The organism is Mucilaginibacter sp. P19 (assembly GCF_050632265.1).
GTDB lineage: Bacteria > Bacteroidota > Bacteroidia > Sphingobacteriales > Sphingobacteriaceae > Mucilaginibacter > Mucilaginibacter gossypii.
Window position 1 is genome coordinate 5,485,741 of record NZ_CP192586.1, and the last position, 24,184, is coordinate 5,509,924.

Consider the following 24,184-nt stretch of genomic DNA (forward strand, 5'->3'; position numbering starts at 1 on the left):
AGGCGAAAGGTTTTGTTACTTTTCGCCTTTTTTTTGCTGATGACCAATGCTTTATTCTTAAACAACCGGCGGATGAAAAGACTTCCCTGATGGTTACCCGCAATAACGTGGTGTAGAGACAACAGAACAGTCAAATACAACATTTACACTTAACTCTAATCCTTATGCTGAAACTCGGGTTTCAACAAGCTATTCATGGCTTTACGCAGTTTCAATACTTTAGGTACTGAAACATGGCTGATATATGGGTTATCCATATGCTGCCTGTAATATCCCTGGTGATAATTTTCGGCCGGATATAATACTTTAAACGGAACAACCTGTGTAACGATAGGGCTGCTGTAATGATGTGTAGCGTTAACTTTAGCTATTACACTTTCTAAAGTTTTCTTTTCTTCCGGTGTACGGTAAAAAGCTACTGAGCGGTAGTCGTCGCCTACATCAGGGCCCTGCCTGTTTACAGTGGTAGGATCGTGCGCATAAAAGAAAGCTTCGGCTAAAGCAGCGTAACTTATTTCAGCAGGGTTGTAGTAAACCTGTACCGATTCGGCATGGCCGGTATTTTTACCGCAAACATCTTCGTATGATGGATTTTTAGTTGTGCCGCCGGCATATCCGGCTACTACTTTATTAACACCCTTCAATTCATACAAACCTTCCGAAAGGCTCCAGAAACAACCACCCGCAAAAGTAGCAACCTTTTCGCCCGCCTTTGGGGCAGGCAGGCTTGCAAAACCGCTTCCGCCGGTTTGCGCATCGGCACAGCCAAACAATATCAGCAGGCCAAGCAGGCATACATTCAATTTTTTTGTTAACATGATCTTTTTAATTTAATGGTTTATTATTTAGCCGGAACAAACTTGAAAGCGTATGAATCCATACAATAACGTTTACCGGTAGGTGCCGGACCATCATTAAAAACGTGGCCAAGATGTAAACCTGTGCTGGCTTCAACAACCTCTTCACGTACCATTCCGTACGATGTATCTTTAACAATTTTAATCGCTTTTGGATCGATAGGTTTAAAAAAACTTGGCCAGCCTGTGCCCGATTCAAATTTAGAATCCGAACTAAATAATGGCTTACCGGTAGCTGCACTTACATATGTCCCTTTTTCGTGGTTATTCCAATAAGGGTTATGATAGGGTTGTTCCGTGCCCTTATTTACCAGTATCTCGTAAGCTTCGGGCGTCAATACCTGTTTCCAGTAGCTCGCCAGCTTAGCTTGCGGATATGTTTTGGTATCAACGGTTTTATCGGCATGCGGAGTACTTTGACTGCAGGCATTAAAGGCCAATAATATCAATGGTATAATAAACAGATTTATCTTTTTCATACCCCTTTGTCGTAGATATACGAAGAACCTTACAGTCGATAGCCGATTATTCTGTCATTTATTTGTCTGCATTTAGTTTGAACCGGAATATTAGATATTAACGACTCTTCCAGACATCCCATTTCATTAAGCCCTGGTTTCAGAAAAAATAAAAAAATCTTGTAAGGATTCCTTCTCCTACCCGACAGAATGCACAAATCAAAACATTAATACAATATGGGCTATAAACTTTTACACAAACCATTACCACCACGTTGATTTATGCAAAGCCAAAACAGCACCGAACCCCGTGCCTGGGTAACGCGCCATGCCGACTATCTTTACAAGTATGCCCTTACCCGCATTAACGACGAAGAATTAGCCCGCGATCTTGTACAGGAAACTTTTTTGGCCGCTCTCGAGCGCTTGCAAAAATTTGAGGGCAAAAGCACCGAACGTACATGGCTTACCGCCATACTAAAAAACAAGATTATTGATATTTACCGCAAAAAAGCATCCGCTTTTGTTAAGGAACCTGCGGTAACATTTGCCGAATATGAAACAGACGATTTTTTTGAACTTGATGCCCATAACTGGAAAACCGATCACAGGCCAGCGGAGTTTGGCATTGAACAACCCGATCACCTCGAAAGCAAAGAATTTGAGTTTATACTGCAAAGATGCATGAGAAAATTGCCCTCATTATGGCTCTCGGCGTTTACTATGAAACACCTTGATGATGAAACCACCGACACCATTTGCGGCGATTTGAGAATATCATCATCCAACTTTTGGGTAATTATTCACCGCGCCAAGCTAAGCCTAAGAGAGTGCCTTCAAAAAAACTGGCTTTAAACTAATGGATTATGGACGAGATTAACTAAAATAGCCTACAACTGCAAAAAGGCTACTTACCTGATTGAAAAGCAGGAAATAGGAAAGATCTCCCTGCGAGAAAAACTGGAATTAAAGATCCACCTGGCGGGATGCCACGTTTGCAGGGTATTTCAGCAACAAAGTACCGCTATTAACCGCATGATCAAAAATATGTTTCATCAGCCTGTTGCCGAAAACATCAAGCTTGATGACAAATTTAAAAATGAATTACAACACCTGATTGATAAACAACTGGAAAAGTAAGCGCTATAGATAAAATTATACTTAATAATCCGCTTTATAACAATGCCATAAAAGCAGGTATCAACAATAAGGGCTCGCTTTTCACCTGCTATGCCTCGGGCAATATCAATCGCTTTTTGATCACCCTCCTCAGGTGCCCGCTGTGAGTATCCCCCCACCGGCCAAGCTCATTGATGATGGGCATTATTGATTTCCCTAAATCCGTTAAGTAATATTCTACTTTAGGCGGTTGTTGGTTGTATACCGTTTTGGCTACGAGTTCATCATCCTCCAGTTGATTTAGCTGGATATTCAAAACCCTGCGGGATGCTTCCGGGATATTTTTTTGCAGTTGCCCGGGCCTGCTGATCCCTTGCGATATATAATACAACAAATGGATTTTCCACTTGCCAAATACAACCTCACGGATAAGGTCAAGCCCGCACTCTTCCTGTATAGGTAATTTTCTTTCGTACATAATAATTCCGGTTTCGGTATTATTCAAGCTGCAAATTTCGGTAACCACAGGGATAAATTTATCCGTATTGAATCATTTTTCCGTACTTGATCCGCCACGTTCACTTCACCAATTTTGCATTATCATACAACACAAATCCACATAAAATGATTGCAAAAGCAAATTTCAATATCGACCCAAATGAATTTAACGGCAACAAGATCCTGGTTACAGCCGGAACAAAAGGCGCAGGCAAAGCTATTTTTGAGCGCCTGTTTAAAGGTGGGGCCAGCATTGTAACCACAGCCCGTACCCAGCCAACAGATATTGACCCTAAACAGTTTATCCAGGCCGATCTCAGCACCAAAGCAGGTACTGATAAAGTAATTAAAGAAACCCTTGAACGCTTGGGAGGCATAGACATCCTGATCAACAACCTTGGAGGTTCTGAATCGCCGGCAGGCGGAGTTATGGTGCTAAGCGATGAAGACTGGGAAGCAGCCTTGCAAACCAATTTATTGGCAGCCGTTAGGTTAGACAGAGGATTACTGCCAACCATGCTTAATCAAAAACAAGGGGTGATAGTCCACATTTCGTCCATACAGCGTAAAATGCCACTTTTCGAGGCAACACTACCATACGCAGCAGCAAAAGCAGCCCTGAGTAATTATAGCAAAGGCATTTCAAAGGAGCTTGCACCCAGAGGCGTACGGGTTAATTCGGTAGCGCCGGGTTTTATCAATACCGGCGGGGCACAGGGCATGATTGACAACCTGGCCTCGCAAAACGGCGGAGACAAAGAAGCAGCACTAAAAATCATTATGGATTCGTTAGGGGGCATCCCCATGGGCCGCCCGGCAGAACCCCAAGAAGTTGCCGAACTGGTAGCCTTCCTGGTATCAGACCGTGCTGCTTATTTAAACGGAAGCGAATTTACTATAGATGGAGGCACTATCCCTATTGTATAATCCATTAACTTATTTACAATATCGGATAAAAATTATCCGATATTTTTTTACAATTGAAACCCCTATCCCTTGCATACTAAAACCTAAGCTCAAACGTATTTATGCTAATCACACCGGGGTTAAAATTTTTAATCCAAAGTAGCGTAATGCCTGCTGGTTACGTAAAGTTAAAATATCAGTTTACTACCAATATTTTATTTTATGAAAACAGTTCAGCAAAAATTAACAAGGCGGGCAGGCATTATCGGGATGGTGTGTTTGCTGGCAGCAACACTCAGCTCGTGTTTAAAAGATCACAACAATTACGTTCAGCCGCCGGTGGCACTTGTTTCAGTCATCAATGCCTCGCCCGATTCTGATCCGGTTGATTTTTATCTTGAGCCCAACAGGGCGAACAATTTTCCAATTCGTTACGGTCACGGTATAGATTACATTAATGCTTATCCCGGTAAAAGAACAGCAACCTTTTATGTTTCGGGCACCAAGCAAAAAGTTGCAGACGATACCATCACCCTCGTAGCTAAAAAACTTTACTCGGTATACCTTGCCAACACCGCAGGCAAACGCGATGTAATTTTTGTTGCCGATTCTATCGTTCAGCCGGCCGCCGGGATGGCCAGTATCCGTTTGGCAAACCTCAGCGCCGATGCCGGTACGGTTGACCTGGTTACTTCAAAAGATTCGGTTCTGGCATCAAACAAAGCTTACAAACAAGTATCTGATTTTGTGACTATTAAAGGCGGTGTTACTTACACGCTTAACATTCGCCAAAAAGGCACTCCTACCGTATTAGCCAGCCTTACTAACGTTAACCTTCGGGCGGGTTCTGTATATACCGTGTGGCTGCAGGGTATTAAAGCAGCAACCGACGATAAAAAACTAAGTGCAGATATTCAAACCAACGTTTACTACTATTAAATAACCTATACCTGTGTTGTAAGGCCCGGCCATTGTGCCGGGCTTTATTTTTGCATATCAACCCACCGGTTAACAATTTCATAATATAAACTTCGCCATATTTAAACCTTACCATTCTACATTTAACCCGGTTAATGTTTTTTTGATAAACCTCAAATTTCCGGAAAAGATGGATGAGCATGTAGTGATTATTGTGCCGGCCCGCATGGCATCAAGTCGTTTATATGGCAAAGTAATGCTGCCTATATTGGGTAAAAGTTTGTTAGCGCGCATGGTGGAGCGGGTAGGTATGATCCAGCACCAGGCCAATATTGTTATTGCCACTTCCGAAGGCGCTGAAGATGATGTTATTGCACAGGAGGCCGAAAATCTTAACGTTCAATGTTATCGCGGCAGCCTTGGCAACCTGCTTGACAGGCATTACCAGGCAGCAAAACTATTCAATACCGATGTGGTTGTCAAAATTCCGGCCGACTGCCCGCTAATCGATCCGCGGATCATTGATAACGTGCTTGAATATTTTTTCAGCAACAGGCAAAAGTTTGATTATGTAAGCAACCTGTACCCGGCCACCTATCCCGATGGCAACGACGTAGAAGTGATGACCATGGCCTGTCTCAAACAAGCCTGGGAAAACGCCGGTCGCCCTCATGATTTGGAGCATACCTCGCCCTACATCTATGAAAATCCGCTTATTTTTAACATCGGCAACGTAACCTGGGAAACTGGCCTGGATTATTCCATGTCGCACCGTTTTGCACTCGACCACCCCGAAGATTTTTATTTTATCGAGCGCGTATTTAAAGAGTTATACCCGGTTTGCAACCGTTTTTCATGCCAGGATATCCTTAACCTGCTGAAACTAAAACCCGAAATCTACGAAATAAACGCCCGCTATAACAGTACCAACTGGTATAACAAACACCTGAGCGAAGTAAAGCCCGAGTTTGCGATGGCTTGAGGGTAGAGATTAGAGGTTGGTGATTGGAGATTAGTCCGGGCTACCCGCTGCTACTCCAAATCAAGTGTATAAAGGTACCTCATCAGCGAAATCAACGTAATCATTTTAAAAATCAACGGTTATCTTTGCCGTATGCTGATATCGCCATCCACTCTACGCACATTTACCGAAAATATATTCAAAGTTATTGGCTGCAGCCATGAACATGCGGTTTTAGCAGCCGACGTGCTGCTTAAATCCGATCTCCGTGGTATCGACTCGCATGGCGTAGCCCGGTTGAGCGGTTATGTACGCCTTTGGGAGAAGAAACGCATTAATCCCACGCCCAACATCCGGATAGTGCATGAAACGCCAACAACTGCCACTGTAGATGGCGATGCAGGCCTTGGTTTAGTGGTAGCTCCGTTTGCCATGGAGGTAGCCATTAAAAAAGCTGAGCTATACGGCTCGGGTTGGGTATCAGTACGCAACTCCAACCATTTTGGTATTGCCGGTTATCACACGTTGATGGCTGTGGAGAAAGATATGATCGGTTTTGCCATGACCAATGCCAGTCCGCTGGTTGCGCCTACGTTTTCCAGTGAACGGCTTTTGGGTACCAACCCTATGTGTTACGCTTTTCCGGCTGGTAAATATCCGCCGGTGATAGTTGATATTGCCACTTCAGCCGCTGCTAACGGAAAACTGGAAATAGCCCAGCGCTTAGGCAGGCAGGTTCCCGAAGGCTGGATCCAGGATAAAGAAGGCAATTATACTACCGATCCTCATGCATTAAAAACCGGCGGCTCTCTCCTCCCCTCGGCAGCGACCGCGACCATGGCAGTCATAAAGGTTTTGGTTTGAGTGCTACCGTTGATATTTTATCAGCAGTATTATCAGGCGCCAATTACGGACCCTGGGTACCGCCCTTTGTGGCTTTTCTTGATCCGCCGAATGATCCCGTTGGCGCGGGTATAGGGCATTTCTTAGGCGCAATGCGCGTGGATGGGTTCCGGCCGGTAAATGAGTTTAAAAATCATTTAGATAATTGGATAGAGCGTTTTAAATCATCGGCTACAGTTGATCCTGATCAAAAAGTAATTATTCCAGGGGAGCCAGAACTGGAAGCAGAAGCTGACAGGATAGCCAACGGCATACCATTAGTTGATGCCGTTGTTGAAGATTTGAATAAATTGGCGGAAAGGTTTAAAATTAGCCCGCTACCGCGGGTTTAGCGCAGCGTAACCCGTGGCAGGCATAATGTAAGCTTCCATCTTACGGAAATTCAGCTCAAACCTGAAACTATGGTAAACCACGGACTGAAAGCCCGCGGCCGTGATTTTATTAAAGTGAAAAGCCTGTTTTGCTAAGCAAAACAGGCTTTTCACTTTAGTTCCCCTTCAGGGGTTTAGGGGGCTAATGGATCAGATTAAACAGTCTGCTCCAGCGGATCTTGTGGATGAACGATGCATTGTCGTCAACACTCATCCAAATGAACAGTGCTTTACCCACAATATGATCTTCAGGAACAAAGCCCCAAAAACGTGAATCTTCTGAGTTATGACGGTTATCGCCCATCATAAAATAGTAGTTGAGTTTAAAGGTGTAACTATCGGCTTTTTTGCCATTGATCAGGATGTCTTTACCGCTCACTTCAACCTTGTTACCTTCATATACGGCAATTGCACGACCGTAGATCGGGAAGGTTAAACTATCCAGTTTTACTGTCCAGCCCTTTTTAGGTACAATGACAGGCCCGAAATTGTCTACATTCCATTTATAATCGGGAATGTTAGCTCCTATTTTATAGTTGGAGAAAATGGCAGGGTAAACCGGGTTCATCGGATCAGACGCGCCTGGCGAAGTTAACCGTGGTGTAACTGACTTGATGTTTGAATATCCCCTCAGTGCCTTTGCCGATTCCTCGGTGGTATTGGTAATAAACTCAGTATTATTTACCGATGAAATATCCGACAAATGCAAATCTGTAGCTATCTGCGGGTTAAGCTCGTTCCCATCTGTTTTAACATCATAAGTAATCTCGCCTTTTGGTGGTGTAACAGCAGCTTTCCCATTTATAAACACCTGGGCCTTAACTACACTCAGCGTATCGCCCGGGGTACCCTGGCAGCGTTTGATATAGTTTTCGCGTTTATCAACCGGCCTGAAATAAGGCGAATCGGCATCCATAGGATAATTGAACACTACCACATCACCTTTTTTAATATCACTTAAACCCGGCAGACGATAGTACGGCAGTTCGATACCATCCCAATAGGCCTTGGTATTAATAAGCGGCATGGTATGGTGTGCGAAAGGAAATGCAACTGGCGTCATGGGTAAACGTGCTCCATAGTTCACTTTGCTTACAAACAGGTAATCGCCAATAAGCAACGAGCTTTCCATCGATGCACTTGGAATTACATAAGCTTCAATAAATAATGTACGGATCAGCGTTGCAGCGATTACCGCAAAAATGATGGCATCAGCCCACTCACGTGCCTGGGTTTTCTTTAGGGCAATCTTATACTTAGTCCTGAACTCGGGGCTCGCCGACTGGCCTAAATATTTGGTATCCTTATCACCGCCCCATTTAGGGAAATATATAAACGGAAGGATTACACCCTGCACATGTTCAACAAAAGTGAACTTTCCGTACGATTTTAAAAAATCAACAATCAAGCCCAGCGCTATCAAAAAGTTTAAGCCTGGTATTAGCAGCATAATAAACCACCACGCCGGCCTACCGGTTAACTTAATGATGATGAAAAAGTTGTAGAGTGGCACAATGCCTTCCCAGCCTGGCCGCCCTGCCTTTTCAAACAGTTTCCATAAACCTGCAAATGGCAGTACTATAAAAAGAACAAATACTATTATTAATCCTATTCCGTTCACTTTGGTGTTTTTATATTTTCAATTAATGTATGCCTCTGAACAACCGGTTCCACCTTATTTTATTAAAGAAGCTGGCTGTACTGTCAATACTCATCCAGGTAAATAAAGCTTTCCCTACTACGTGATCTTCCGGAACAAACCCCCAAAAGCGCGAATCTTCCGAATTGTGACGATTATCCCCCATCATAAAATAGTAGTTAAGCTTAAAGGTATAAGTATCGGCTTTTTTTCCGTTAATCATGACATCCTTACCCACAACATTTACTTTATTATTTTCATAAATCTCAATAGCGCGGCCATAAACCGGGAAAGTCAGGCTATCCAATTTAACTGTCCAGCCTTTTTTAGGGATAATGATGGGGCCATAATTATCTACATTCCATTTAAAGTCAGGAAAATTAGGTGTGATCTTATAACGCGGGTACTTGGCAGGGTAAACCGGGTTCAGCGGGTCACTGGTACCCTTAAGCGTTAAAGCCGGCACAATTGATTTTACATTTGAATAAGTTTTCAAAGTAGCTGCCGATTCCTTAGACATCATCATTTCATAACGGTTGCCGGTATTGCCCCTAATATCTATCTTAAGCTCGTTCAAAATAGCCGGGTTAAATTCCTGCCCATTGGTTTCAACAAAATAACCTTCCTTTCCCCTTTCCGGATTTGGAGCGGCCTTGCCGTTAATATAAACCTGCGCGTTAACTACGCTTAAGGTATCCCCGGGAGTACCCTGGCAGCGTTTGATAATGTTTTCGCGCTTATCCACCGGCCTGAAATAAGGAGAATCGGCCTCTATCGGCGCGTTAAAAACCACGATATCCTGCTTTTTTATATCACTTAAACCCGGCAAGCGATAATAAGGCAATTTTACTCCGCCCCAGTAAGCTTGAGTCCCCCAGGGAGTAGTATGGTGCATAAACGGAAACGAAACAGGCGTTATAGGCATCCTTGCGCCATAGTTAACCTTGCTTACAAACAGGTAGTCGCCAATTAAAAGTGAGTTTTCCATTGAGCCGCTGGGGATAACGTAGGCTTCGATAAACAGCGTACGAATAAGGGTGGCGGCTATTACTGCAAATATGATAGCGTCGCCCCATTCACGAAGCGCACTTTTTTCTTTTTTACTTTAGTTGAATCTTTCTTTTTCCAGAATTTCCAGTTCATATGATGTATCGAATGTGCAAATTTCAGATGTGCAAATGTGCAGATTTTTTAATGTTTATATTTTATGTATAAGATATATGTTACACGTTATATGTTACGCTCCCCCATATTAATTATAGATTCTATTATTAGGGCACAAATTGATAATTATTTAATCTCTCATCTGCACATCCGGAATTTGCACATCTGCATATCTCTCTAATTAATTCTTCTAAATACCCTGTCCCATCTTATTTTACAAAATGAAGGCGAATTGGCATCCCAGCTCATCCAAACCAATATGGCTTTACCTACAATATGGTCTTCGGGCACAAAGCCCCAAAAACGCGAATCTTCAGAGTTATGGCGGTTATCGCCCATCATCCAATAGTAATCCATTTTAAAGGTATAACTATCGGCCTTGCTCCCATTAATAAAAACTGCGTTCCCTTTAACCTGCACTTTATTATTTTCATACACCTCAATGGCCCGGCGATAAAAAGGCATGGTCATGCTATCCAGCTTTACAGTCCAGCCTCTTTGCGGAATAATAATTGGCCCCAGGTTATCCTCGTTCCACCTAAAGCGCGGATCATGCGGAAAAACCTCATGATCATACACCCCTCTTAACTTAACATCGGGCTTCACCGCCTTGATATAGGGATATGTTTTTAGCTTTTCGGCCGATTGTGCAGTCATATTCGCTGTAAAATAAACCCAGGTAAACTGTTGAATATCAGACAAATGAAGGTTATATCGCGTATGGGGACCAAAACCTCTTCCCGAACCATTTGTACGTACCCGGTATTCCATTTCCGCGTTGGGTGGGGCGGCTATCAAACGGTTATTTACGTATACCTGGCCGTACTCCAGCCTTATGGTATCGCCGGGTGTGCCCTGGCACCGTTTGATATAATTTTCCTGCTTATCTACAGGGCGGTAAAACGGCGAATCAGCATCCATTGGATAGTTAAATACTACTGCATCACCCTTTTTCACTTCGCTGAAACCCGGCAGCCGATAGTAGGGCAGCTTAATACCATCCCAATAGGCTTTAGTACCGGTGAGCGGCATAGTGTGGTGTGCAAATGGAAATGCTATGGGGGTCATAGGCAGGCGTGCACCGTAATTGATCTTGCTCACAAATAAAAAATCGCCTACCATTAGTGAGCTCTCCATAGATGACGAAGGGATGGTGAAAGCCTCGAGGAAAAGCCCGCGAATAACCGTTGCCGCTATTATAGCGAAAAGAATAGCTTCCGTCCATTCCCTTAGTGGGGATTTATCAAGGTCACGGTATTTTTCCCTGAAATCGTCACTTGCCGACGGGCCAACATAACGGGTGTTTTTATCAAAACCCCATTTGGGGATAAAAATAAATGGCAACAACACCGACATGGTGATTTGCCCTATGCCCACCTTGCCAAACGATTTAATAAAATCAATGAGGATGCCGATGCTTATAATAAAGTTTACGCCCGGTATTAAAAGCAACAAAAGGAGCCACAACGGCCGTTGGCTCAACTTAAGCATAATGTAAAGATGGTAAACCGGGATCAGTGCTTCCCACCCCCGGCGACCGGCTTTTTCAAAAAGTTTCCAGTATCCAGCCAGTATTAAAATCAATAGCGGGCCCGTAATGATATAAAACCCTATATAGCCCGCTATTGCCATTTATATTAAAAAGCTATTAGCTGTTAAAATCAAACATGGCTTCAACAGAGTAAAAACCCTTTTTATCGTGCAGCCACTCGGCAGCCAGTACAGCGCCTAAAGCAAACCCATTACGGTTATGGGCAGTATGCTTAAATTCGATGCTATCCACTTCCGAATCATAAATAACGGTATGAGTACCCGGCACACTGTCTATCCTTAATGATTCTATAAGTAATTGGTTAGGAGCAACATTCGCATCGTCATCACTGTCGTCGGTAGTTAATACATTAATCCACTCATTTTTGGTATCGGTGTTGTTAATGATGCCTTCGGCGATGGTTATGGCAGTACCGCTTGGCGAGTCCATTTTTTGGGTATGGTGGATCTCTTCAACCTGTACTTCGTAATAAGGGTACTTGTTCATGACTTTAGCCAACAGCTTATTCACGTAAAAAAACACGTTAACGCCAACGCTGAAGTTTGAAGCCCACAATAATGATTTATTCCCCTCAATACATTGCTGTTTTACTTCCGGTAATTTCTCGTACCAGCCTGTAGTACCAATAACAACAGGTACATTAGCATTAAAGCAATGCTCGATATTTGATAATACGGATGCCGGGGTAGTAAATTCAATTACCACATCTGCTTTTTGCAGATTTTCGGTTGTAAGGTCATGAAGGGTTTCATGATCAATGGTAAGTACAATTTCATGCTTGCGGCTAAGGGCTATCTTTTCGATGATTTTGCCCATTTTTCCGTAGCCAAGTAACGCTATCTTCATTTCAGGTATTGTGGTTTTCCTTATTAAAACGTAAAGGTAACTTTTATACCCGGAATATAAGCATTATTAGCGCCCTGCGCATAAACCGGCTGATTAATTATACCCGGAGCTACTTTGAACGACAAATTATTATCTACCGTATATGAGTGGATGAACTTGGCATCGATATAAGCATCAATAGCCTGGATACCCCATACAGCTAAAAAGCCCAGTATGCTCAAATCGCGGTTACGCCTTGAATTTTCACGGGCATCGCTCAGGTTGGCATCTGGCACGTCTTTATAAAGGTTATATTCTGTATAATAAGGATCGCCGGGATTAGGAGGAGTACCCTGGCGATATCTTGATAATGTTAAATATTCTTTGTAATAATGCTGGTTATATATAATGGCCGAGGTTAGCAAACCTAAACCTCCGTAAATTAACGGCACTTTCCACCATCTGCGGTTGTACACCTGGCCCCAACCAGGTATCATCAATGAATGCATTACTGCTTTATGCGGGATATGGGTACTATCGGGATGATAGATCTTTTCTTTGGCAGGATCAATTTTGGGAGCAAATGAGCCTGACGGGGTTTTAACAGGATGCTTTACTTTCAGCGTATCACTTTTTTACTCCCCGTACTATCAACTACCTGCGCCTGTGCGGCAGAAATAAAAAAAGCGGATACAGCTAAAAAAAACAGGAATTTATACATTTTTTAAATTAACAATTACCAATCAAGCATTTCAAGGATGCGGCCAAGATCATCTTCCGAAAGGAAAGGGATCTCGATAACACCGCTTCCGCGGCTGCCAACTTTTAGTTTTACCCTTGTACTAAATTTTGAAGCCAGGTCATCCTGGATCTTCTGCAACTGATATGATACCGGCTCGGGCTGTTTGCCTTCCTTTTTTACCGGCGACTTTTGCATCTCTCTTACCAGTTCTTCAACCTTACGAACGGATAAACCTTCCTTTATAATATGCTGATGTATAAATAATTGTTTGGCAGGATCGGTTAGCGTTAAAATAGCTTTTGCATGCCCCATTGAAAGCTCGCCATCACGAATGGAGGCCTGGATAACCGGCGGCAACCTTAACAAACGAAGGTAGTTGGTCACCGTCGAGCGGTTTTTGCTTACTCTATCGCCCAGTTCTTCCTGCTTCAGGTTACATTCCTCAATCATGCGCTGAAAACTAAGGGCAACCTCTATAGCATTCAGGTTTTCGCGCTGAATGTTTTCGATAAGTGCCATCTCCAGCATTTGCTGATCATTGGCGGTGCGCACATAAGCCGGAATTTGGGTTAGGCCGGCCAGCTTTGATGCCCGAAAACGACGCTCGCCAGATATCAGCTGATATTTATGCGCCCCAATTTTCCTGAGCGTTATCGGCTGAATTAAACCCTGCAGTTTGATCGACTCTGAAAGCTCGGCCAGTGCCTGCTCATCAAAATCGGTACGGGGCTGAAACGGGTTAACCTCAATTTCGGCCAGTTTTATTTCATTAACCGAGCCAAGGTCATTTACCTCGGCAGGGCTTGCTGTTTCTCTACTTCTGTTTTGGTATGGTTGTACGTTAGGCGTGTCGTTCAATAGCGCACTCAGTCCCTTTCCCAGGGCATTTCTCTTTTCACCACTCATTTACTATACTGTTGCTGTAGCTGTTGCCTGTTCACCCTTAACCAACCCGTTTTTCTCCAGAATTTCGCGGGCAAGGTTTAAATAATTTATTGCACCCTTACAGGTAGCATCATGCATAATTACCGATACGCCAAAGCTCGGGGCCTCGCTTAACCGGGTATTACGCTGTATAATGGTATCAAAAACCATGTCTTCAAAATGGGTCCTAACTTCATCAACCACCTGATTGCTCAAACGCAAACGCACATCGTACATGGTTAACAAAATCCCCTCAATTTCAAGTTGGGGGTTAAGGCGCGACTGAACAATTTTGATGGTATTTAACAATTTGCCCAAACCCTCTAATGCGAAATACTCGCACTGTACCGGTACAATTACCGAATCGGCAGCGGTTAAAGCGTTAATGGTGATCAAACCTAATGACGGCGAACAATCGATAATAATAAAATCATATTCATCCCTCACTTTTTCAAATACCTGTTTCATTTTAAACTCGCGGCCCGTTAAATTGATCATTTCAATTTCGGCACCTACCAGATCAATATGTGCGGGTAATAAATCAAGATTAGGAGTTTCAGTTTTCTGAATGGCCTCATGAGGATCAACCTCATTGATGATACATTCATAGATACTGTTTTTTATATTGCGGGGATCGAAACCAATACCCGAAGTTGAATTAGCCTGCGGGTCGGCGTCAACCAACAAGGTTTTATAATCTAATACAGCTAAACTTGCAGCCAGATTTATAGATGATGTAGTTTTCCCTACGCCGCCTTTCTGGTTGGCTAAAGCAATAATTTTACTCATTCTATAGTTTAAAAAAATTTATAGTTCTGTGATTTATAACAACGTTAAATAGAAACAGAAATTTCTACTTTCGTAAAGTTTTTATCCGGTGATAAAGATACGGAATTAAATAATGCAGAATTCCACAGCTTTTGCCTATTTACAAACAAAATTGATCAATTAGTCAATTATCAGCGCGGCAACTAATAAATATTATTACTTAATCATATTTATTATTAAAACATTCATTAACAAAATATTACAAATTAATCAACAACAATATTACTAATCAGATCAGTCAGCAATTTACCAATAATAAATGATAACCATAATATCGTCAACCAACAGACCGGGAAGCTCAACGCTCAAACTTGCTAAGGTTTATCAGCAAAAACTGCAGGAAAAGGGTGTTGAAGCAGGTATCTTATCACTTGCTCAGCTGCCTCCAAACGTTATTGAAACCGACCTCTACAACAAACGCAGCGCAGCATTTGAGCCTATCCAGCAAACAGTTACCAATACAGATAAATTCATATTCCTTATCCCCGAATATAACGGCAGCTTTCCGGGTGTACTTAAGGTTTTCATTGATGCCTGTAGTTTCCCCGAAAGTTTTTATGATAAAAAAGCGGCATTGGTAGGCTTATCATCGGGCAAATATGGTAATATCCGCGGGGTTGACCATTTTACCGGCGTTTGCCATTACCTGCACCTCAACATTATGGCGCTTAAATTACACATAGCGGCCATACACAAAGAGTTTGATGAAGAAGGGAACCTGTTTAAGCCCGATACCATAAAGTTTGTAAACGAGCAGATAGAAAAGATCATTAAGTTTTGATTTTTGCTTGAGCTACCTGTTGGATTAATTCCGGGCACAAGCACCGCAGTTAATGATAACATAAAAAGAAGCAATTATATGAAGCCTAAAAATTAGCTTCAGTAATAACTTAAACCTATGTAATCAATTTTGTTTTAGGCTTTGCACAATCTGCTTTTGGCTTTATATAATCAGCGCACTATAAGCACCCAGCCCGATAATAGCGGCGCCCCACTTTTAAGATCAATCACATAGTAGTAAGTCCCGGGTGGTAAAGCATATCCTTTATAACCGCCGCTCCACGGTTTATCATAACCTGTAGAGGCATATACTTTTTGCCCGTTTCGGTTAAAAACATTCAGTGAACATTGCGGATAGGTTGATAAAGCCTCAATATCCCAGTTATCATTTAAACCATCTCCATTGGGCGAAAACGTTGATGGAATAACGATCTTTTTATAAACCCGTACAAAAATTGAGGCATTAACATATCCGCAACCAATACCTGATGAGGCTTTCAGGGTATAAGTAACATCATCGGAAGGGCTGGCAACAGGGTTCAATTTGGTAGGATCGTCGAGTCCATCCGCGGGGCTCCATAAATAAGTATCTGCATATTTTGCCTCGGCATCCAGTACTACCGATTGCCCTTCAAAGATTTTTTCTGCGGACTTATACTTGCTTCGGGAGTGGGCATAACTGTTACAGTTACTGTTTGGGTTGCAGTACAATCCCCATTGCTTGTTACTGTTACTGTATAAGTGGTTGTTTCGGTCGGCATGGCAGTAGGGTTTGCCGCAGTTGGATCAGACAATCCTGTAACCGGCGACCAGCTATAGCTTTTGGCGTTGGGCGTAGTTTCATTGAGAATGATTAGGTCGCCCTTACAAATTGGAGCTGGGGTGAGAACAGGTATAACGGGTTTTAAGTTAACAGTTACCGTAACTTTATCTGATAAAGTAGGACAATCACCAGCCGAGAACACAGTAACCTGATAATCGCCATTAACAGCAACAGTGGCATTGTCAATTACCAGAGGATTTTGAGCTTTATTATTAGCGGTAACGCCCGGCCCGGTCCATTCATACCTGATTGCTCCCGGCGCATTTGCAGTAAGTGTAAGCACATCCCCTTCGCATACAGCCGGTGCGGTAATAGAAGGTTTGGCCGGGTAAGCATTAACCGTTATGGTGCGCACGTCTGAGTAAACGCGGCAAGTTGGCGAATTGATATTATCTCCTTCAGCTGCAGCCATCCTGTATTGGTAGGTACCTACCGGTTTATCCGCAGCAAATTGAAAAGCATAGCTAAGATCAGTAGCACCCGGAATGTTAGTCCAGCTACCGCCACCATCAGTACTGCTTTGCCATTGTACTTTAGGGTTGCTATAGCCGTTATTCAGATCTGCAATAAGTTTATAGTTTTGCACCTGCTCCTTGCAGACATTTTGCGGTTCGGTGTTGTCAACATTTGTAAATCCAACTTTAATGTTAGGTCCGCAAGCCCTGAATTCAATATCATCAAGCAGCAAATCGTTTCCATTACCTCCCGGCCCACTATTGCTGATTTCCAATACAATTTGCGTAACGCCCGCCCCTGTTGAAAATGGCACACTATATTTATTCCACTGAGGATCTGCGGTGGGCTGTATGGTATTGGTATCGTACTGGGTTAAGATTGTGCCATCGGGCTTTTTTATGGTAAATAATAAATCAGGCTGTTTAGTACTGGCATCACTTGATGAAAGTTTCATGAGATTGAGTACATAAGCTGAAAACTCGTAGGTTGTGTTTTCGCAAAGATTAAGCTCCTTCATTTCGGTAAAAAAACACTTGGTTCGTACGATGCATTCACGAGCATCATATAACCACCAGAATTTCCTGTATGATCATGAAGTACAGTATGCCAGGTATCATGACACGAAGTTTGACTGCTTACAATTGAATAATACCTATCATCCGGGCAATCAGGAGCATAGAACATGGTTGTAATACCTGTAGCCAGTGGAGGACCGGTATGACTAACTCCCGATCCAAAATCAAGTTTTACTACCGGGTCGCCGTAACTGCCATTACAAACAGCCGTTTTCACTTTAACCTTTGGAAAAGTAAAAGCAAACAAGATCAACAGAAATAATTTAATGAAATTAAAAGGCATTAACCGGTTGAAGGATATAAACATCGAACCATCAAAAATATATTTTTTTGGTTATCCCAGCGTATAAAAGCAATTAAACCACGAATATATTACTCACTGCAAAACAACCACTTATCGTGAACAGGCGTTATCTCCCAAAAGTTAACTATTAGTATACAAAAGCCTGCTAATATGAAAAACAAGCTAATCATATTTCTGTGTGTTGCAGATGTCATGCTTAGGGTCTGCAAGCACAAAAAAGGCTGCTACGCCCGGCTCCGGTTGAGCGCTGGCTAAGGGCTTTTTCTTAATGCCCCTTTCAGGTGGTTAAGAGTTTCTACTCTTTCTTATAATCCTTATGTACAATCAAGAAACTCGCACGCTCTTCCTTATGAAAAGGAATATTCCAATTACCCTGGTAGGTAATTTTTGCAGGTAGCGTTTCGCCCTGGAAATTATTAAGCTCGATGTTCATCTGCACATTAAAATCAAAGAACATGTTGCTGAATTTCATATCGATATACCGGCCAAGGATCTGAAAGGTACGCTCATCAAAAATGGTGGTCATTTCCTTAATCATGGTATCGCTGTCGGATGTGCTCGGCTTGCACCTCACCTTAAAGCGATAAACAGGGATGGTGTCGAGGTATTTACCACGGGCAAATTCGTAATAATAATATTGGCGCATATCATTAGAGAAAATTTCCGTTTTGCTGCTGATGAAAGGGATTCCGCTTACTTTGCGACCCGGCGTAAAGATCAGCGTTTTGAGTTTGCTTTTGTACGATTCATTTTTACCTCCCGATCCCGGCAGGGCATCACCTTTAGTAAAATCAGAGTTATACGCATTCATGAAAATAAAATCGAACATCTCAACCGTATACAACTGGTACTTGCCGTTCTTTTTGTAAACGTCACCGCTGTCCCTTTTAGCAACGTATTCTATTTTATGTTTACCGGCTGCGTTGCTGTGGAGTATTTTACGGTAGATGCGCCCGTTTACCCGGTTCTTGCTGTCGTAAGTAAAAATTCGGTTTTCGGCAGTAAAGCCAAAGCCTTTCATATTCTGGAAGGCCTTATAAAAGCCTGTATCGGCCAATACGGCATCTATGAAATCCTGCGCGTTGAGTTTATGTGAGCGGATATCAACCAGTGAATCGATAACGATGGTACGGATAGTATCCGGATTAAAGCGATTGATTTGCTGAGCTTTTGTTAGCAGGCTGGCAGTAGTAAGGATAAGGATCAGGAGTAGTTTTTTCATTGATTGCTTTTTACAGCATGTCATTGCGAGCGTAGCGCGGCAATCGCATGCAATACAGAGCGGATCTGCAGAGTTCGCGATTGCTTCGTACCTCGCAATGACATGGTTTTTAGTTGCCGAGTTGTTTAACCGCCAAATAAGCCATCAAACCGGTACTTATTTTAAATGCATCTTCTTCCACGTCAAAAGTAGGTGTGTGCACAGATGAAGTTATTCCGCGGGCTTCGTTACGGGTGCCAAGGCGGTAAAAACAGCTGCTGGCAGCCTGCGAGTAATAAGCAAAATCTTCGGCAGCCATCCAGATGTCCAGGTCGAGCACGTTTTCTTTCCCCAGGTAAGCTTCGGCATGGCCACGGGTGGCATGGGTTAATTTTTCTTCGTTAATCAGGAATGGATAACCGCGCATGATATTGAAATCGCAGCTTCCGCCCATGCTTTCGGCAATACCTTCGGCCATTTTTTTCATGCGTTTGTGAGCTTCCTCGCGCCATTTCTCATCCATGGTGCGGAAAGTACCTTCCAGGTAAACCTCGTTAGGGATCACGTTGGTAGCCCCATTGGCTATTACCTTACCAAATGATAATACCGAAGGGCTTTTAGGATCGGCAAAGCGGCTCACCACCTGCTGTAGCGCGGTTAATATATGTGCGGTAATGATAACCGGATCGATATTCTGCTGCGGCTGAGCACCGTGACCGCCTTTACCTTTAACAGTAACATAAAGTTCATCAGTTGAGGCCATATATTTACCTGCACGGAAACCAACTTTACCGGCATCAATCAAAGGCATTACATGCTGGCCCAATACGGCAGCCGGTTTTGGGTTTTCCAAAACGCCCTCTTTAATCATGAGGCTGGCACCGCCGGGCAGTTTCTCTTCGGCCGGTTGAAAGATCAGTTTAACGGTGCCTGCAAACTGACTTTTCAATTCGGTTAATATTTTAGCTGTACCTAATAATGATGATGTGTGCGCATCGTGGCCACAGGCATGCATTACACCCGGGTTTTGCGATTTATACGGAACATCATTGGCTTCCAATATCGGAAGCGCATCCATATCGGCACGCAATGCAACAACATTGCCGGCGTCAGATGGTTTTTCGCCTTTAATGAGGGCTACCAAACCTGTATCGGCCATCTTATGGTATTCCAGGCCAAACTCTTCAAGCTTGTTGGCTACAAAAACCGAGGTTTGCAATTCATGAAATGAAAGCTCCGGGTTGGCATGCAGGTGACGGCGGTTAGCCACTACCTCATTGAATATTTTTGCGGATAATTCCTGTATTTGCTCTTTAATCATTATTAGGATCCGTTTTAGGAAGATTTATTTTTTCGGAAATGATGAATATGCTCGAAAACGACGAGCGCAGTTCCTGTACCAGTTTTTCAGCTTCAAGCCGGGTACGGAAATCGCCTGCCTTTACCTTAAAGTTGGGCTCGCGGTAACTGATGTACGTACGCAGTTCGGGGTATTGCTGCTGCAACCGGTTTTGCGCGTTGTAGGCATCCTTGCGGTTTGAGCCACTGAAGAACTGTACGCGGTAGCCGTAGGATGAATAACCGGCGGCATCAGTACCCGCTGTACTGTTCAGCGTAAATCTTTTAGCTATCAGGCTGTCAACCAGCGGGTCCTTGATCACTTCAACCTTGCCGCGTGTTTGGGCAAAGGTTTGGGTTGATGCAAGCAGTAATAAAACAAAAAAGCAGTATCTGATAATGGCTGATTTAGCTTGATGATCAAATACTGCTTTTTTCATATGATAAATTATTATTTGGCATTAATAGCGGATGAAACTTGCATAAAGGCCTGTCACCCTGAGCCTGTCGAAGGGTCGCGAGTAAAGGCACTCCCACCATGCTTCGACAGGCTACCCATGACACCTTTTTTAACCGTCATTGCGAGGTACGAAGCAATCCCCGATTTGCAGAGCATCCATTAAAGTTTGCCCTGTATAGTTTGGGATTGCTTCGTACCTCGCAATGACATGATTATCATAGCCCGTTTTCACGAGCTTTATATTAATTCTGCCCTACACCGTGGCAGTTTTTGTATTTTTTACCGCTACCGCAAGGGCAAGGGTCATTACGGCCAATTTTGTTTTCAACCCTTACCGGGGTGATCTTTTGCTGCTCCTGCGGAAAATCATCCATAGGCACGCCGTTGCTTTCGCTCACCACTTCGGCCTTGGTTGTTTTCATCTTGCGCAGGTCAAGCTTCGGCTCGGGCCTCGCTTCCCTTACCTCTTCGGCCTGTTGCTGAACCGGGATGCCACCGCGGAACAGGAAGCTTACAATTTCCTTGTTCACATTGGCCAGCATGCCGCGGAATAATTCAAAGGCCTCAAACTTGTAAACCAACAGTGGGTCCTTTTGTTCGTAAACCGCGTTTTGTACCGATTGTTTTAACTCGTCCATTTCGCGCAGGTGCTCTTTCCACGCATCGTCGATCAGGTACAGGGTAACGTTTTTCTCGAAAGATTTAAATACCTCGTGACCATGGTTTTCAACCGCTTTTTTAAGCGGAACAGCTACCTGGATGCCGTGAATACCATCGCTGAACGGAACAACAATGTTTTCAACATACTGGCCGCGGGTTTCATAAACGTCTTTAATAACCGGGTAAGCCTGTTGTGCAACTGCTTCCTGTTTACGTTTATAAAAATCCATTACCGTTTGGAAGGTCAGATCAGTTAACGCCGGAATTGTTTTTGCAGTAAATTCGTCAGCGCTAAGCTCAATATCAACCGAGAACAAACGGATCACTTCTAAGGTAAAGCCTTCGTAGTTGGCACTTTCTTTATATTCGGTAACAATGTCCTCAACCACATCAAAAATGGTGTTGCTCAGGTCAACATCCAAACGCTCACCAAACAGGGCGTTTTTACGTTTGGTGTAGATCACTGTACGCTGTGAGTTCATCACGTCGTCATATTCCAGCAAACGTTTACGAATGCCGAAGTTGTTTTCTTCCACTTTTTTCTGTGCACGCTCAATTGATTTGGAGATCATGGAGTGTTGGATCACTTCTCCTTCTTCAATACCCATACGTACCATCAGGCTTGAAATCCGCTCTGATCCGAATAAACGCATCAGGTTATCCTCTAACGATACAAAGAACTGTGATGAGCCCGGGTCACCCTGACGCCCAGAACGACCGCGCAACTGCCTGTCAACACGGCGCGATTCGTGACGCTCGGTACCCACAATGGCTAAACCACCGGCTTCTTTAACGCCAGGGCCCAATTTAATATCCGTACCACGACCAGCCATGTTGGTAGCAATAGTCACAGTGCCGGCCTTACCAGCTTCGGCCACAATATCGGCCTCTTTCTGGTGCATTTTGGCATTCAGTACGTTATGTTTGATACCGCGCAGTTTAAGCATACGGCTCAATAACTCCGAGATCTCAACCGACGTTGTACCAACCAGTACCGGGCGACCAGCCTGAGTAAGACTAACAATTTCCTCGGCCACCGCATTGTATTTTTCACGTACAGTACGGTAAACAAGGTCTTGCTTGTCATCACGGGTAATTGGGGTGTTGGTTGGTATTTCAACCACATCCAGTTTGTAGATCTCCCAAAACTCGCCTGCTTCGGTAACAGCGGTACCAGTCATGCCGCAAAGCTTATGGTACATCCTGAAGTAGTTTTGCAGGGTAATGGTTGCAAAAGTTTGGGTAGCATCCTCAACTTTTACGTTTTCTTTAGCCTCAATAGCCTGGTGTAAGCCATCAGAGTAACGGCGGCCGTCCAATACACGACCGGTTTGCTCGTCAACTATCTTTACCTTGCCTTCGTCAAGAATGTATTCGGTATCTTTTTCAAAAAGGGTATAAGCTTTCAGTAACTGGTTAACCGAATGGATACGTTCAGATTTGATCGAGAAATCGCGCATCAACTCGTCTTTACGGGCAATCTTTTCTTCGGTGCTTAAGGCTGATTTTTCAATTTCAGCTATTTCGGTACCTACGTCAGGCATTACAAAGAAATGTGGATCTTCGCCGGATGCGGTGATCAGCTCGATGCCTTTTTCAGAAAGTTCAACCTGGTTGTTCTTTTCATCAATAACGAAGAATAATTCAGAGTCAACCTTTGGCATTTCTTTTCCCTGATCCTGCATGTAGTGATTTTCTACTTTTTGCAGGATGGTGCGGTTACCACCTTCGCTCAAAAATTTGATTAATGCTTTGCTTTTTGGCAAACCACGGAAAGCACGTAACAAAGCTAAGCCACCACCATCAACATCGGTATTACCGTCGTTAATAGCTTTCTTAGCTTCGTTCAATACGCCGTTAACGTAGTTTTTTTGCGCATTAACCAAACGCTCGATGCGTGGTTTCAGCTCATAAAACTCATGCTCATCGCCACGTGGGATAGGGCCTGATATAATTAAAGGTGTACGGGCATCATCAATTAAAACGGAGTCAACCTCATCCACCATGGCATAATGCAATTTGCGTTGTACCAGCTCTTCCGGGCTGCGTGTCATATTGTCACGCAGGTAATCGAAACCAAATTCGTTGTTGGTACCAAAAGTAATATCGGCCAAATAAGCGGCACGGCGCTGCTCAGAGTTTGGTTCATGCTTATCGATACAATCAACAGATAACCCATGGAACTCATACAATGGGCCCATCCACTCACTATCTCGTCGGGCCAGGTAATCGTTCACCGTTACGATGTGAACACCTTGTCCGGCCAAAGCGTTAAGATATGCAGGCAGCGTGGCTACCAGCGTTTTACCTTCACCTGTGGCCATTTCCGATATTTTACCCTGGTGCAGTACGGTACCGCCAATCAGCTGTACATCATAATGAACCATGTTCCAGGTAACCTCGTTGCCGGCTGCTATCCAGGTGCTGCTATGAAAAGCTTTATCGCCTTTAATAGTAACGTTTGGTTTGCGGGCAGCCAGCGTGCGGTCAAACTCGGTAGCGGTAACTTCTAATGAACTATTGGCAGCCAGGCGGCTTGCTGTTTCTTTAACTACAGCAAATGCCTCGGGCAATATATTCATCAATATATCTTCAAGCTCTTTATTACGGTCTTTTTCAAGCTTATCAAGCTGAGTATAAAGCTCAACTTTTTCGGCTACATCCATATCAAGCTCGTTTTCTGTACGATCTTTAATGGCTTGTATTTCACTGTCGATACCAGAAAGGCCTTCGGCAATGGTTTCTTTAAAATATATGGTCTTAGCCCTAAGCTCATCATTACTCAGGGAGCCAAGCTTAGCATATTCAGCCTTAATTTTCTCAACTATAGGCTGTATACTTTTTACATCCCGTTCTGATTTGCTTCCGAAAAGCTTACTGATAAAATTTAACATATTATTTTATTATGATACAACCCGGCTC

General features: G+C 43.4%; 22 protein-coding genes and 1 pseudogene. 6 read left to right on the top strand and 17 right to left on the bottom strand.

The features are described 5' to 3' along the window. Window positions 1–155: 155 nt before the first annotated feature. Together msrA and msrB are read right to left on the bottom strand one after the other, a co-directional pair. Window positions 156–818 carry a peptide-methionine (S)-S-oxide reductase MsrA gene (gene msrA, locus ACQ86K_RS26845; RefSeq protein WP_091165274.1) on the bottom strand — a complete coding sequence of 221 codons (663 nt, stop codon included), beginning with the start codon at window positions 816–818 and terminating at the stop codon, window positions 156–158. Between the two features lie 23 nt (window positions 819–841). Further along, window positions 842–1,336 (bottom strand): peptide-methionine (R)-S-oxide reductase MsrB, encoded by a 495-nt coding sequence (gene msrB / locus ACQ86K_RS26850; RefSeq protein ID WP_091165270.1) that lies wholly within the window; start codon window positions 1,334–1,336, stop codon window positions 842–844. Window positions 1,337–1,597: 261 nt separating this feature from the next. Here msrB and ACQ86K_RS26855 point away from each other — a divergent pair, with 261 nt between their 5' ends. Next, window positions 1,598–2,170 carry a sigma-70 family RNA polymerase sigma factor gene (locus ACQ86K_RS26855; protein ID WP_091165267.1) on the top strand — a complete coding sequence of 191 codons (573 nt, stop codon included), beginning with the start codon at window positions 1,598–1,600 and terminating at the stop codon, window positions 2,168–2,170. A gap of 373 nt (window positions 2,171–2,543) precedes the next feature. Here the strand turns inward: ACQ86K_RS26855 and ACQ86K_RS26860 are convergent, their stop codons facing one another. Next, complete coding sequence (locus ACQ86K_RS26860) at window positions 2,544–2,912, bottom strand: winged helix-turn-helix transcriptional regulator (RefSeq protein WP_091166922.1); 369 nt, start codon at window positions 2,910–2,912, stop codon at window positions 2,544–2,546. Between the two features lie 146 nt (window positions 2,913–3,058). On the opposite strand from ACQ86K_RS26860, the gene ACQ86K_RS26865 reads away from it, so the two are divergent. The 4 genes and pseudogenes from ACQ86K_RS26865 to ACQ86K_RS26880 all read left to right on the top strand — a co-directional run bounded on the left by ACQ86K_RS26865 (window position 3,059) and on the right by ACQ86K_RS26880 (window position 6,952). After that, window positions 3,059–3,859, top strand: a complete 801-nt coding sequence (locus ACQ86K_RS26865; RefSeq protein ID WP_091165260.1) for an SDR family oxidoreductase — start codon at window positions 3,059–3,061, stop codon at window positions 3,857–3,859. A gap of 201 nt (window positions 3,860–4,060) precedes the next feature. Beyond that, on the top strand, window positions 4,061–4,777 hold the full coding sequence (locus ACQ86K_RS26870) for a DUF4397 domain-containing protein (RefSeq protein ID WP_091165258.1): 717 nt from the start codon (window positions 4,061–4,063) through the stop codon (window positions 4,775–4,777). A 142-nt stretch (window positions 4,778–4,919) separates the two neighbouring features. Continuing rightward, entirely contained in the window at window positions 4,920–5,738 is an 819-nt protein-coding gene (locus ACQ86K_RS26875) for a glycosyltransferase family protein (RefSeq protein WP_256337383.1), read from the top strand. Window positions 5,739–5,870: 132 nt separating this feature from the next. After that, window positions 5,871–6,952 (top strand): annotated as a pseudogene (locus tag ACQ86K_RS26880) (Ldh family oxidoreductase). Between the two features lie 181 nt (window positions 6,953–7,133). Here the strand turns inward: ACQ86K_RS26880 and lepB (ACQ86K_RS26885) are convergent. The 7 genes from lepB (ACQ86K_RS26885) to ACQ86K_RS26915 all read right to left on the bottom strand — a co-directional run bounded on the left by lepB (ACQ86K_RS26885) (window position 7,134) and on the right by ACQ86K_RS26915 (window position 14,626). Next, window positions 7,134–8,612, bottom strand: a complete 1,479-nt coding sequence (gene lepB / locus ACQ86K_RS26885; RefSeq protein WP_176844421.1) for a signal peptidase I — start codon at window positions 8,610–8,612, stop codon at window positions 7,134–7,136. A gap of 22 nt (window positions 8,613–8,634) precedes the next feature. After that, entirely contained in the window at window positions 8,635–9,693 is a 1,059-nt protein-coding gene (gene lepB, locus ACQ86K_RS26890; RefSeq protein ID WP_431200941.1) for a signal peptidase I, read from the bottom strand. Between the two features lie 278 nt (window positions 9,694–9,971). Continuing rightward, window positions 9,972–11,426, bottom strand: a complete 1,455-nt coding sequence (gene lepB / locus ACQ86K_RS26895) for a signal peptidase I (RefSeq protein ID WP_091165248.1) — start codon at window positions 11,424–11,426, stop codon at window positions 9,972–9,974. 16 nt (window positions 11,427–11,442) lie between these two features. Then, window positions 11,443–12,192 carry a 4-hydroxy-tetrahydrodipicolinate reductase gene (dapB, locus tag ACQ86K_RS26900; protein WP_091165245.1) on the bottom strand — a complete coding sequence of 250 codons (750 nt, stop codon included), beginning with the start codon at window positions 12,190–12,192 and terminating at the stop codon, window positions 11,443–11,445. A gap of 23 nt (window positions 12,193–12,215) precedes the next feature. Continuing rightward, on the bottom strand, window positions 12,216–12,794 hold the full coding sequence (locus tag ACQ86K_RS26905) for a DUF5683 domain-containing protein (protein ID WP_431200942.1): 579 nt from the start codon (window positions 12,792–12,794) through the stop codon (window positions 12,216–12,218). Window positions 12,795–12,907: 113 nt separating this feature from the next. Then, entirely contained in the window at window positions 12,908–13,819 is a 912-nt protein-coding gene (locus ACQ86K_RS26910) for a ParB/RepB/Spo0J family partition protein (RefSeq protein WP_091165240.1), read from the bottom strand. Window positions 13,820–13,822: 3 nt separating this feature from the next. Then, a complete protein-coding gene (locus ACQ86K_RS26915) occupies window positions 13,823–14,626 on the bottom strand; it encodes a ParA family protein (RefSeq protein ID WP_090529444.1) in 804 nt (267 codons plus the stop codon). A 298-nt stretch (window positions 14,627–14,924) separates the two neighbouring features. Here ACQ86K_RS26915 and ACQ86K_RS26920 point away from each other — a divergent pair, with 298 nt between their 5' ends. Continuing rightward, window positions 14,925–15,446 carry an NADPH-dependent FMN reductase gene (locus tag ACQ86K_RS26920; RefSeq protein WP_091165234.1) on the top strand — a complete coding sequence of 174 codons (522 nt, stop codon included), beginning with the start codon at window positions 14,925–14,927 and terminating at the stop codon, window positions 15,444–15,446. A gap of 170 nt (window positions 15,447–15,616) precedes the next feature. Here ACQ86K_RS26920 and ACQ86K_RS26925 read toward each other — a convergent pair whose 3' ends face one another. The 7 genes from ACQ86K_RS26925 to secA form a co-directional block, all read right to left on the bottom strand. Next, window positions 15,617–15,988, bottom strand: a complete 372-nt coding sequence (locus tag ACQ86K_RS26925; RefSeq protein WP_431199094.1) for a gliding motility-associated C-terminal domain-containing protein — start codon at window positions 15,986–15,988, stop codon at window positions 15,617–15,619. Between the two features lie 74 nt (window positions 15,989–16,062). After that, complete coding sequence (locus ACQ86K_RS26930) at window positions 16,063–17,241, bottom strand: hypothetical protein (protein ID WP_431199095.1); 1,179 nt, start codon at window positions 17,239–17,241, stop codon at window positions 16,063–16,065. Continuing rightward, entirely contained in the window at window positions 17,238–17,516 is a 279-nt protein-coding gene (locus ACQ86K_RS26935) for a hypothetical protein (protein ID WP_431199096.1), read from the bottom strand. Before ACQ86K_RS26935 ends, ACQ86K_RS26930 begins: the two co-directional genes overlap by 4 nt. Window positions 17,517–17,898: 382 nt before the next feature. After that, window positions 17,899–18,825, bottom strand: coding sequence for a hypothetical protein (locus ACQ86K_RS26940; RefSeq protein WP_091166919.1), 927 nt, complete (start codon window positions 18,823–18,825; stop codon window positions 17,899–17,901). A 109-nt stretch (window positions 18,826–18,934) separates the two neighbouring features. After that, a complete protein-coding gene (locus tag ACQ86K_RS26945; RefSeq protein ID WP_431199097.1) occupies window positions 18,935–20,125 on the bottom strand; it encodes a M20 metallopeptidase family protein in 1,191 nt (396 codons plus the stop codon). Continuing rightward, window positions 20,118–20,582, bottom strand: a complete 465-nt coding sequence (locus ACQ86K_RS26950) for an SPOR domain-containing protein (RefSeq protein WP_091165225.1) — start codon at window positions 20,580–20,582, stop codon at window positions 20,118–20,120. The genes ACQ86K_RS26945 and ACQ86K_RS26950 overlap by 8 nt, the downstream gene beginning before the upstream one ends. 262 nt (window positions 20,583–20,844) lie before the next feature. Next, window positions 20,845–24,156: a preprotein translocase subunit SecA gene (secA, locus tag ACQ86K_RS26955; RefSeq protein WP_091165222.1), complete on the bottom strand. Its 3,312-nt coding sequence runs from the start codon at window positions 24,154–24,156 to the stop codon at window positions 20,845–20,847. Between the last annotated feature and the right edge of the window lie 28 nt (window positions 24,157–24,184).